At 43.3% G+C, this 11,717-nt stretch carries 9 protein-coding genes; 7 read left to right on the top strand and 2 right to left on the bottom strand.

Features of this window, described 5'->3' with window-relative positions; genetic code table 11:
• Positions 1–163: 163 nt before the first annotated feature.
• The gene (locus F0232_RS17620) at positions 164–772 is read right to left on the bottom strand and encodes a peroxiredoxin C (protein WP_004740353.1); all 609 of its coding nucleotides are present in this window, start codon (positions 770–772) and stop codon (positions 164–166) included.
• Between the two features lie 210 nt (positions 773–982).
• Here F0232_RS17620 and F0232_RS17615 point away from each other — a divergent pair, with 210 nt between their 5' ends.
• Together F0232_RS17615 and F0232_RS17610 are read left to right on the top strand one after the other, a co-directional pair.
• On the top strand, positions 983–1,888 hold the full coding sequence (locus F0232_RS17615; RefSeq protein WP_017632986.1) for a hydrogen peroxide-inducible genes activator: 906 nt from the start codon (positions 983–985) through the stop codon (positions 1,886–1,888).
• Positions 1,889–2,234: 346 nt separating this feature from the next.
• Positions 2,235–5,210 (top strand): hypothetical protein, encoded by a 2,976-nt coding sequence (locus F0232_RS17610; protein ID WP_105059075.1) that lies wholly within the window; start codon positions 2,235–2,237, stop codon positions 5,208–5,210.
• Between the two features lie 67 nt (positions 5,211–5,277).
• On the opposite strand, the gene F0232_RS17605 is transcribed toward F0232_RS17610, so the two are convergent.
• Complete coding sequence (locus tag F0232_RS17605) at positions 5,278–5,724, bottom strand: CBS domain-containing protein (RefSeq protein WP_004740350.1); 447 nt, start codon at positions 5,722–5,724, stop codon at positions 5,278–5,280.
• A 258-nt stretch (positions 5,725–5,982) separates the two neighbouring features.
• Here F0232_RS17605 and queA point away from each other — a divergent pair, with 258 nt between their 5' ends.
• From queA to secF, 5 genes are all read left to right on the top strand, one after another.
• Positions 5,983–7,035: a tRNA preQ1(34) S-adenosylmethionine ribosyltransferase-isomerase QueA gene (queA, locus tag F0232_RS17600; RefSeq protein ID WP_105059076.1), complete on the top strand. Its 1,053-nt coding sequence runs from the start codon at positions 5,983–5,985 to the stop codon at positions 7,033–7,035.
• Between the two features lie 181 nt (positions 7,036–7,216).
• Positions 7,217–8,353: a tRNA guanosine(34) transglycosylase Tgt gene (tgt, locus tag F0232_RS17595; RefSeq protein ID WP_004740348.1), complete on the top strand. Its 1,137-nt coding sequence runs from the start codon at positions 7,217–7,219 to the stop codon at positions 8,351–8,353.
• Positions 8,354–8,464: 111 nt separating this feature from the next.
• Positions 8,465–8,794: a preprotein translocase subunit YajC gene (yajC, locus tag F0232_RS17590; RefSeq protein WP_008224112.1), complete on the top strand. Its 330-nt coding sequence runs from the start codon at positions 8,465–8,467 to the stop codon at positions 8,792–8,794.
• A gap of 20 nt (positions 8,795–8,814) precedes the next feature.
• Positions 8,815–10,671, top strand: coding sequence for a protein translocase subunit SecD (gene secD / locus F0232_RS17585; protein WP_004740346.1), 1,857 nt, complete (start codon positions 8,815–8,817; stop codon positions 10,669–10,671).
• A gap of 14 nt (positions 10,672–10,685) precedes the next feature.
• Complete coding sequence (gene secF, locus F0232_RS17580; protein ID WP_008222741.1) at positions 10,686–11,633, top strand: protein translocase subunit SecF; 948 nt, start codon at positions 10,686–10,688, stop codon at positions 11,631–11,633.
• Positions 11,634–11,717 lie beyond the last annotated feature (84 nt).

Here is an 11,717-nt window from a genome sequence, read left to right as displayed (position 1 = left end):
AGCAATAGATGCAAAAAGCCCGAAGCGTTAACTTCGGGCTTTGAATAAGACTTTACTTCTTAACTGATTGGCGATGCGCTTTGCGCTGTAGCTTATGCTTTATTTCTCTTTATAGAGAGTCATCCAACCATTCACCCGTGTTGAGTCGGGCTTAAGAATGTAATTACTTGCTTAGGTCGTCAGCGTGCTCAGATAGGAATGCTGCAACACCTTTTGGAGATGCGTCCATACCTGATTTACCTTCTTCCCATTGTGCAGGACAAACTTCACCGTTCTTCTCGTGGAAGTTTAGTGCGTCTACCATGCGTAGCATTTCGTCGATGTTACGACCTAGTGGAAGATCGTTAACTACTTGGTGACGTACAAGACCGTCAGCGTCGATTAGGAAAGAACCACGGAAAGCAACGCCTGCTTCTGGGTGCTCAACATCGTATGCTTTACAGATTTCGTGCTTAACGTCAGCAACTAGTGGGTATTTAACTTGACCGATACCGCCGTCAGCGATAGCAGTGTTACGCCATGCGTTGTGAGAGAATTGAGAATCGATAGAAACACCGATTACTTCAACGCCTTTAGCTTGGAAATCTTCTAGACGGTTGTCGAAAGCGATTAGCTCTGAAGGACAAACGAAAGTGAAGTCTAGTGGGTAGAAGAAAACAACCGCTTTCTTACCTTTAGTGAATTCTGCGAAGTTGAAGTTATCAACGATCTCACCGTTACCTAGAACAGCTGCTGCAGTAAAGTCAGGGGCTTGACGACCTACTAGTACCATTTTGGAATCTCCTAAAAAATTAGTTGGCCCAACACATCTTTGTTTGGGCTCCGTTTCTACGCGACAAACTATAGTACAATCGGTACTATAGAAAAAAGCGAATTAAATAGATTAAGTTCATCGAAAAAAGCGATAAGCTTATTCTTTGTCCTTTTCTTAGGTCTTAGGACCTTCGTGTAACTTATCCTACTCATATTACAAAGTAATTTCATGAATAAATGGCCAAGTCTTAAGCAACTTCACTATCTTGTTACTCTTCACGAAACACGCCACTTTAGCGACGCCGCTGATCGCTGTTTCGTCAGCCAATCAACTCTTAGTAAAGGTATCCAAAACCTAGAAGAGCTGATCGGTTGCCCTCTGTATGAGAAAAAAGATAAGAAGAGCCCACTTGTTTTTACTCAAGCGGGAGAGCTGGTGGTGAAGCACGGTCGAGAGTTATTGGCGAAAGGGCAAGATTTGGTTGAACTCGGAAACCTATGTAACGGCGATGCGATGCAAGGTCAGCTGCGAGTAGGGTGCATTCCTACCATTGCGCCATTTCTTTTGTGCGATTTGGTACAAGAAGCCAACCAGCGCTTTCCTCAGCTAAACTTACTGCTACGTGAAGACACGACAACGAACTTACTCGCGGCACTGCGCCATGGTGAGTTAGATGTATTGATTCTGGCTCTGCCTGTTGATATCGACAACATGGAGAGCAAAGTGGTTGGGCAAGATCCTTTTAGAATGGTGATCAGTCGTAATCAAGCGGATGGAATCCGTGTCCCTATTAAATATGACGACCTGCCAGACGAATCGGTATTCTTGTTGGAAAATGAACACTGCTTAACCGAACACGCAGTGTCAGCGTGTAAGTTAACTGATAAAGAGAAGATCAACCCATTCACAGCAACGAGTCTTCACACCTTGGTGCAGATGGTCGCAAACGGTTTAGGTACTACCTTTATCCCGCAGATGGCTATCGATCACGGTTTATTGGAAAACCAGAATCTCGTTGTGATCGATCCTCCAGGTCAGCAAGCCTACCGCGACATAGGCCTTGTGTGGCGACCAAGCTCATCACGTCGTGAAACCTTCCATCAATTAGCCGATGTGGTATCTGAGTTACTGTAAGAGATATCATTGGTCAGCGTATTTAATTTATATCTTTGAGCGGCTATTAAAGCCGCTCTTTTATTTATGGATACTGTTAAATATATTTATTATTAGTTGAATCTAATGAAGCATTAAATAATAAATGGCTCTTTTCTTCTAATTGTTATGCTTTTTATCATTCCATTTGTTGATAACTGTGAGCGAAATTAAGTTAATGATAATTGGGTTTTATAAAAGTTGATGTTGTATTCTCAGTGTGGATAGTGAACCCGACTAATGATAAAAAATATTATTGTTAGCTAGGTAAAGTAAATGACCACTATGTTATTTACTAAATAGTCAAAATAAAATTAAAAGAATAATCATGATTGATACTAAACAGCGTTTGGTAGGGGTTTTTACGCCCTTATTACTATTATCAGGAGTTGCTAATGCTTCAGATGATAAAAATGAAAACTATTTATTTGATGAGAATAATCTAAAGCAGAGTTGTTATCAGGAGTTTATTGACGGTGAACGCTGTTGGTCGGGCTTACCTCAATTTTCTACAACACATACGACTATCGAACAAACGTTATCTAAATTATACCCTCAGTATGCAAAAGATACTGAAGCTAAAGATTTAACAGCTTTTCGTTATTTGGAGCGTATGTTTACTCTCGACCCAAAAACAGGAGATATTATCGTTGCAATATCAGAAGGCGGAGAAGGAGTGCCCTTCGACTCTTTATGGGGTAGTGCAGAAAAACGTCAAGCTGCTGGTGCCATTAAAACGATTGAAAACCTCGTTATCGAAACTTCTGATTTGGTGGGCTTAAGAGCGGTACTTTTTGATATTTATTATGATCGTGCTACAGCAGATTTTATTTTGGCGAATCGTGCAGCTGATCAATCTAGAACATTATGGGTTGATCGAGAAAGCACTGCGGCAGTGGAAAAGTACCGTCAACAATCTTTAGATATTCTATTAAGTGTTTTTGATGACTATTGGAGATTGATCGAAAAGCACCCTCAATCATTTGTTAGTGCGCAGCCATTTCGTGATGTCAAAAGTGCTCGATACCTAAATGACAAAGGGCAGTCATTACCTGTATATCAAGAAGACCGTTTAATTACAGGTTATAAAGATGCTTTATTAGCTTATCAATTAATGAATGAGTTATTGGCTCAGCAATTACAGCTCAGTAAATTAAAGGCAGTGTCGACGAGTTCTGCAGAGCAAAAATCTAAGCTTGCATATGAGGCTAGTTCACTGCTTGAGCGAGTTATTTCAAAAGAGAAGCAGTTACGTCGTTTGTTAGGCGATGATTCCTATACCCATATAATGTTGTCGTCTGAGCTAGATAAATTTAAAGGTAACGTTGTTGAATTGAAATCTGTAGCCAACTGGCTCGAAGGTGGAGCTAACTATTTAGGGCTGCCTGATGATTTCGTTTTGTTGATGCCAGATTATGACTCTGAAGAGAGTATTGGGAGCAGTTCAACTGAGGCTATAGGGAACGTATTAGATGAAATGACGCTTTCTCTTGAGAATTCACTGAATTTGGCTCAAAAAAAACGCCTAGATTACCATTATCAATTGGACGTATTTACACGAAATTTTGAACAAGAAAATCAACGCTCAAAAGAGAGATTATCAACTCTTCTAGGTTGTCCTTCCTCATTGATTGTTAATTCCTGTAAAGAGCAGACTAAGAGTCAACGTAGAGGCAGCTTAATCGGCTATCAGTTGAAAAGCATCCAAGCTGCAAAGAGCGAAGTTGAACGAGCTTATAGAGTTCATAGTGAGGTATTAAACAATATATCGCTAGAAGTGGCACGTCTTGAGCAGGTGCAACAAACTAGCAATTTGATCGATAAGATTACGATTAAATTAGGTCTTAATGAATTTAAGCTAAAAAGCGTAATTGATGAAAGTCGAGCTTCGACTTTCGACATGAACACATTGTTGTTGTCTGAAGAAGTACAACACTCTCTTGATATACTAGATCGTTTTTTGAATGATACCGGCTCTACCGATTTATCAGCGACATTTACTGCTATTGAAGACTTACAAGGTGCATTGAAGGAAAGTTCTCTTGATGCTGACTTATATACACAGAAGTTGGCTTTGCTTGAGCGTGCAAGAATAGAAGGTTTACAGGTAGAGACATCAGATGTTTTTGCTAAGGGGCGAATTCAACAACTAACGTTAGAGTTGGCAACGGCTAGAGCTGATATGGCTAAGTCACTTTCTAATCTAAGTGATGATGCTAGTAGGTTGCTTGTTCTAAATGCTGAAGCTTTGCGTTTGGTCGCGGAAACAGACCAAAATGAGTATCTGGAATCAGAGCGCTCTTACGCTAATCCACTATCTTTCAGTACCTTAACTGTTGAAACGCATCAAGCAGAGTTAGAGCTTTCTAAACTTCAAGAGTGGCTGTTTTATGCTGTACAAGCTTTCGAGCATAGTAGACAAATGTCGTTCAATGACCGTAATGCAGAGCTAGATAAAGACGATGTATTCAAAGTCTCAAACATCCAGCAATCTATCGAATACCTCAATGCTTTGGAAAGTTTTTATGGCGGATGGTATACACCGAATGGTCATCAAATCGTGGATATTATCTCTCTCAAGAGGGATATTTTTGGTTACATTGATAACTATAACGGGAGAACCATCCTTTACCCAGCCCCAAATGGTAGTGGTGAAATGTTGAATGCTGATGAAGCCTTTAATGCCAAGCTTAAGTTATTATCTCGCGATTTAGTTTCTGGTGAATGGCTAACAGTAGAGTTCAGTACTGTGAAAAACTTTCCGTCCTCACTCCTTTTTCAAGGTCCGATTGTGGGTAGTGACGATGACGTTATGTGCTTAAGTGCTGCCGGTACATATTCTGATAAAATTGATAGTGTTGCTATTGATCTCGCGCTGAGTTACGACATATCTGGTGAGGCGACAACTAACGCATATCTTACTTACGGCGGGAATAGTTACATGCGTAGTAGCACTCCAGGAGTATTAGTAGGTGATGGCGAGGGCCTTCAAGGAGGTTTGAACTCTTATTCTACTCGTTTTGCTGATATTTCCCGTGACAGTGTTGTATCTGAAGGTAGTTTTAGACAACGTATGACCGCTAACTTAACGGCAGGTTATCATGACAATAGAGAGTTACTTAACCCAACTTATTCATTTAAAGAGAGAAGTGTAGCTGCTTCTGGTTGGAGGTTGTCTCTGCAGTTGGGTGATGAATATGGCGATATCGTTGAGACGGAAGCGATTGATGATATTCAGTTAGTTATTAAGCATCAATTCAGAACTCGACAAACTAACCTTTGTAGTGATGCTATCCCTCTGTAACAACAGAAACAGTAAATCTGATTCTAATAGAGCCTCATGATGTCATGAGGCTCTTTTTATTGCTGTCTCAATCCACTTCAGCTTCTTCTGGCTCTACTTCTTCTTGTAGTTCAAGCAAGTTGATCGCGATGGTGACGAAGTCACTGTCGGTGATGATGCCAACCAATTCGCCATGGCTGACCACTGGCAAGCAGCCCACTTTGTGTTTTTGCATGTAAATAGCAGACTCTTTTAACCCAGCTCGAGGCTCTACTGACATAACGTTTTTGTGCATGATGTCGTTGAGAGGAGTAGATAGGGTAAAAGATTGAGCTGGCGGAATGTTTTGTAGGCTAGATTCTTGGGCAGCGAGAACGTCTCGTTGTGTGACTACGCCCAGTAATTTTCTGTCGGCATCAACGACTGGGATATGGCGGATATCAAGCGCTTCCATGGTGTGCTTAGCATCGGCCAGTGAGTGTGAGCGCAATAAAGTATGAGGGTTGCGAGTCATCATATCTTCAACCTTGATCATACGAACCTCCTTATTATTTATTTGTTGTTATCACTATAGTTTTTTATCCAATAAATAACTGAGAGCTGGCGCATTTTTGGGTGAGTTTTACACAACTATTTCATTTCACTGGAGAGCGGATTAAGTCGCATAATTTTACGCCTCTTTACAATAATCCATTGCTGTAAACCTTGCTATTGCGGCTCGTGTGCCTATACTAGCCCACTGCGAAATTTTTAGTCGCGTCTACTCATTCATCAACCAAACAAGACCAGAAAAATGCAAGTTTCAGATTTTCACTTTGACCTACCAGATGAACTCATTGCTCGCTACCCTCAAGAAGAGCGTACAGCAAGCCGTCTGCTTAAATTAGATGGCAATAACGGCAACCTAACTGATGGTTCGTTCAAGGACGTTTTAGACTTGGTTGAACCAGGCGATCTGGTTGTTTTCAATAACACGCGCGTTATCCCTGCTCGTGTATTTGGTCGCAAAGCTTCAGGCGGTAAGCTTGAGGTGTTGGTTGAGCGTATGCTGGATGAGAAAAGCATTCTGGCTCATGTTCGTTGTTCTAAATCACCAAAGCCAGGCACTAAGCTGTTCCTTGGTGAGAATGATGAGTACGAAGCAGAAATGGTCGCACGTCATGATGCGTTATTTGAAATCCATTTCACATCTGATCAAAGCGTTCTAGAGATTCTGAACAGTGTTGGTCACATGCCACTGCCTCCTTATATTGATCGTCCAGATGAAGACGCAGATAAAGAGCGTTACCAGACGGTCTATAATGAAAAGCCAGGTGCAGTAGCTGCACCCACAGCTGGTCTTCACTTTGACGACAAGCTAATGGCAGATATGAAAGCGAAAGGCGTTGAGTTTGCTTATGTAACACTGCACGTTGGTGCGGGCACATTCCAGCCAGTAAAAGTAGACAACATCAATGATCACCACATGCATGCAGAGTACGTTGAAGTACCGCAAGAAGTAGTGGATGCGGTTGCTGCGACCAAAGCACGCGGCGGGCGCATCATCGCAGTGGGTACAACATCGGTTCGTTCTCTAGAGAGCGCAGCACAAGATGCTCTGAAAAACGGTACTGAATTAGTGCCGTTCTTTGGTGATACAGAAATCTTTATCTTCCCTGGTTACAAATACCAGTTGGTGGATTGTCTTATCACTAACTTCCACCTACCTGAATCGACTCTGATCATGTTGGTGAGTGCGTTTGCAGGTTACGACAACGTGATGGCTGCATACGATCATGCAGTGAAGAGCGAATACCGCTTCTTCAGCTATGGTGATGCTATGTTCATCAACAAGAAAACCAGCTAATTTAAGCTGGTTATAAGCGATATAAATAAGAATTTACGGGTGCTAGCAGTAAGCTAGGAGTCGGGCAGGGTCTCTGTCTAATCTCTCGCAAGGAATACGCGACCGCTCCTCATAGAGTATTAAGGCTAACTTAAGCTCTGAATTAACAGTCAGATTGTTTCTCTGGCATATTGGAGGCTTCGTGAAATTAAAATACGAACTTAAAAAAACTAACGCTGGTGCACGTCGTGGTCAACTTCAGTTTGAACGCGGTACCGTTGAAACACCAGCATTCATGCCTGTAGGTACTTACGGTACTGTAAAAGGTATGACTCCTGAAGAAGTAAAAGACACAGGTGCTGAAATCCTACTAGGTAACACGTTCCACCTATGGCTACGTCCTGGTCAAGAAATCATGAAAATGCACGGTGACTTGCACGATTTCATGAACTGGCAAGGTCCTATCCTGACCGATTCAGGCGGCTTCCAAGTATTCAGCTTAGGTGCGATGCGTAAAATCACTGAAGAGGGTGTTCACTTCCGTAACCCTGTAAACGGTGACAAGATCTTCATGGACGCTGAAAAGTCGATGGAAATCCAAAAAGACCTAGGTTCAGACATCGTAATGATCTTCGATGAGTGTACGCCTTACCCTGCGACACACAAAGAAGCGAAAGACTCAATGGAGATGTCTCTTCGTTGGGCTGAGCGTTCTCGTAACCACTTCGACAAACTTGAAAACCCGAACTCACTATTCGGTATCGTTCAAGGTGGTGTGTACGAAGACCTACGTGATGTATCGGTTAAAGGCCTAACTGAAATTGGTTTCGACGGTTACGCAGTTGGCGGCCTAGCAGTAGGCGAACCAAAAGAAGACATGCACCGCATTCTTGAGCACACATGTCCTCAACTGCCTGAAGATAAGCCACGTTACCTAATGGGCGTAGGCAAACCTGAAGACCTAGTTGAAGGTGTTCGTCGTGGTATCGACATGTTTGACTGTGTAATGCCAACGCGAAATGCACGTAACGGCCACCTGTTTGTGACTGAAGGTGTGATCAAGATCCGTAATGCGAAGCATAAAACCGATACAACACCACTAGATTCAGAGTGTGACTGTTACACTTGTAAGAACTACAGCAAGTCGTACTTACACCACTTAGATCGTTGTAACGAAATCCTAGGTGCTCGACTGAACACGATTCATAACCTGCGTTTCTACCAACGAGTAATGTCTGACATTCGTCAGTCTATCGATGAAGACCGCTTTGAAGAGTTTGTTGCAGAGTTCTACGCAAGAATGGGGCGTGAAGTGCCACCACTAGGTAAAGAATCTTAGTATTTCTTTTTTGCGAGCCCTGTCTCTCTTCGGAGGGATGGGGCTTGAAAATAAAGGGATACGACCCAATTAGACAAACAATTACGAAAATATAAATAGAGGATGTTTTAAATGTTTATTTCTCAAGCTCACGCAGCAGCAGAAGGTGCACCAGCAGGCGGCGGTTTCGAAATGCTTATCATGCTAGGTATGTTCGCTGTGATCTTCTACTTCATGATCTACCGTCCACAAGCTAAGCGCGTTAAAGAGCACAAGAACCTAATGGCTTCTATGGGCAAAGGCGACGAAGTTCTAACTAGCGGTGGTCTGATCGGTAAAATCACTAAGATTGCAGAAGACAGCGACTATGTTGCTATCGAACTGAACGCAAACAACGAAGTAGTTATCAAGAAAGACTTCGTTACAGCAGTGCTACCAAAAGGTACTCTGAAATCTCTATAAACAGCTAGAGGATCCTCGCTGTGCTAAACCGTTATCCGTTATGGAAGTACCTGATGGTGGTGTTTACCATTGCCATCGCTGCGTTGTACGCACTTCCGAATATATACGGTGAAGATCCGGCAGTTCAAGTTACAGGGGCGCGTGGCGCCTCTGTAGATATGTCTACGCTGGATGCTGTCACCAATGCTCTTGAAGCAGAAAACCTTTCAACTAAATCCGTTGCTCTAGAAAACGGTTCCATTCTTGTTCGCTTTAACGACACAGACTCTCAAATTAGTGCCCGTGATGTTATCACTGAAGCATTAGACGAAGACGTTATCGTTGCATTAAACCTAGCGGCTTCAACACCGGATTGGCTTGAATCTATTGGTGCTGCACCAATGAAGCTTGGTCTTGACCTACGTGGTGGTGTTCACTTCTTAATGGAAGTGGATATGGACGCTGCAATGGAAAAGCTAGTTGGCCAACAAGAAGAAGCATTCCGTAGTGAACTTCGTGAAGAGAAGATCCGTTACCGTGCTATTCGTCCATCGGGTAAAGATGCGGTAGAAGTGATCTTACGTAATGAAGAGCAGCTTGCTGAAGCGAAATCGCTACTGCAATCTAAGCACCAAGATATGACATTCGTAGACTCTGACTCGAATGGTCGTTTTTCTTTGATTGCTAACTTCACTGAAGCTCGTCTTCAAGAAATCCGTAACTACGCGGTAGAGCAAAACATTACCATTCTACGTAATCGTGTGAACGAACTTGGTGTTGCTGAGCCTTTGGTTCAACGTCAAGGTGCTAGCCGTATCGTAGTAGAATTGCCAGGTGTTCAAGACACGGCTCGTGCTAAAGAAATCCTTGGTGCGACAGCAACGCTTGAATTCCGTGAAGTTGATAGCAGTGCTGACTTAGCCGCTGCAGCTTCTGGTCGTGCCCCAGCTGGTAGCGAAATTAAGCAAGACCGTGATGGTCGCCCTGTGGTACTTAAGAAGCGCGTTATCCTAGGTGGTTCTAGCATTACAGATGCAAGCTCAAGTGTTGATGAATATGGTCGTCCTCAAGTTAACATCTCGCTAGACAGCGAAGGTGGTAGCAAGATGTCTGCGTTCTCTCGTCAAAATATCGGTAAGCTAATGGCGACGGTATTTGCAGAGTACAAAGACAGCGGTCGTAAGACACCTGAAGGCAAAGTGATTCTTACTAAGCATGAAGAAGTGATCAACCAAGCGACGATTCAATCAGCGCTTGGCCGTAACTTCCGTATTACTGGTATCGACTCTACAGCTGAAGCTCATAACTTGGCACTTCTACTTCGTGCAGGTGCTCTGATTGCGCCTATCTCGATTGTTGAAGAACGTACGATTGGTCCATCTATGGGACAACAAAACATCGATATGGGTATCATGGCGATGGTTTGGGGTATGGCTGCAGTAATGCTATTTACGCTGCTTTACTACCGTAGCTTTGGTCTTATCGCGAACGTTGCGCTAATGGCGAACTTGGTACTGATTATTGGTGTGATGTCGATGATCCCAGGTGCAACCATGACGCTACCAGGTATTGCCGGTATCGTATTAACGGTCGGTATGGCGGTCGATGCGAACGTACTGATCTTTGAGCGTATACGTGAAGAACTTCGAGAGGGACGCAGTCCACAGCAAGCAATTCACCAAGGTTACGCGAACGCATTCAGCACAATCGCCGATGCGAACATCACAACTCTATTAACTGCAATCATTCTATTTGCGGTTGGTACTGGTGCGATTAAAGGCTTCGCGGTAACGCTGTCTATCGGTATCCTGACTTCTATGTTTACAGCTATTGTCGGCACACGTTGTATCGTGAACCTGATGTATGGCGGCAAACGCGTTAAGAAACTGTCGATCTAAGGCTAGGAATTAATATGTTTCAGATTCTAAAAGCAGACAAAATGATCGACTTTATGCGTTGGTCAAAGGTTGCCTTTGTTCTTTCTATCTTGATGATTGGTACGGCTATCTTCACCCTAACAACGAAATCGTTGAACTGGGGTCTAGACTTTACAGGCGGTACTCTGATTGAAGTTGGCTTTGAACAACCAGCACACCTTCCTGATATCCGTAGTGCACTTGAAGCTGAAGGCTTTGGTGATGCAACGGTACAGAACTTCGGTTCAGCTCGTGATGTAATGGTTCGTCTACGTCCTCGTGACGGCGTTGCAGGCGAGACGCTTGGTAACCAAATCCTTTCAGCTATCGAGAAAGGCACAGGTGAACAAGTTGAAATGCGTCGTATCGAGTTCGTTGGTCCTAACGTAGGTGATGAGCTAACAGAAGCGGGTGGCCTTGCTATCTTGGTTTCTCTTATCTGTATTTTGATCTACGTATCAGTGCGATTCGAGTGGCGTTTGGCGGCAGGTGCGGTACTTGCACTGGCGCACGACGTTATCATCACGCTGGGTGTATTCTCTCTGATGCAAATTGAGGTTGACCTTACCATCGTAGCAGCCTTGCTAACGGTAGTCGGTTACTCCCTCAACGATACCATTGTTGTATTCGACCGTATTCGTGAGAACTTCCGTAAGATGCGTAAAGGCGAAGCACCTGAAGTGCTGAACAGCTCAATCACACAAACGTTGAGCCGTACATTGATCACTTCTGGTACAACCTTGTTCGTAGTTATCGCACTGTTTGTTCAGGGCGGCGCAATGATTCACGGTTTCGCAACCGCACTTCTACTGGGTATTACGGTTGGTACTTACTCTTCTATCTACGTTGCATCTGCACTAGCGATGAAGTTGGGTATTACGCGTGAACACCTAATGCCACCACAAGTGGAAAAAGAAGGTGAAGAGTTTGACGAAATGCCATAAGCCTTGGCTTAATACGTTTCGCTAAACCAGAAAAACCGCTAGGCAACTAGCGGTTTTTTTATGTCTGTATTTTGTAGTGAAACT

The organism is Vibrio sp. T3Y01 (assembly GCF_013114525.1).
Lineage (GTDB): Bacteria > Pseudomonadota > Gammaproteobacteria > Enterobacterales > Vibrionaceae > Vibrio > Vibrio chagasii_B.
Note: the sequence above shows the minus strand (reverse complement) of the source record. Positions and strands in the feature narration are given on the sequence as shown.

Bases quoted from the DNA above. Each gene is read 5' to 3' on its own strand.
- yajC (WP_008224112.1), top strand. From the start codon at position 8,465: ATGTTTATTTCTCAAGCTCACGCAGCAGCAGAAGGTGCACCAGCAGGC.
- F0232_RS17605 (WP_004740350.1), bottom strand. From the start codon at position 5,724: ATGATCAAGGTTGAAGATATGATGACTCGCAACCCTCATACTTTATTG.
- F0232_RS17615 (WP_017632986.1), top strand. From the start codon at position 983: ATGAATAAATGGCCAAGTCTTAAGCAACTTCACTATCTTGTTACTCTT.
- secF (WP_008222741.1), top strand. From the start codon at position 10,686: ATGTTTCAGATTCTAAAAGCAGACAAAATGATCGACTTTATGCGTTGG.
- queA (WP_105059076.1), top strand. From the start codon at position 5,983: ATGCAAGTTTCAGATTTTCACTTTGACCTACCAGATGAACTCATTGCT.
- F0232_RS17620 (WP_004740353.1), bottom strand. From the start codon at position 772: ATGGTACTAGTAGGTCGTCAAGCCCCTGACTTTACTGCAGCAGCTGTT.
- F0232_RS17610 (WP_105059075.1), top strand. From the start codon at position 2,235: ATGATTGATACTAAACAGCGTTTGGTAGGGGTTTTTACGCCCTTATTA.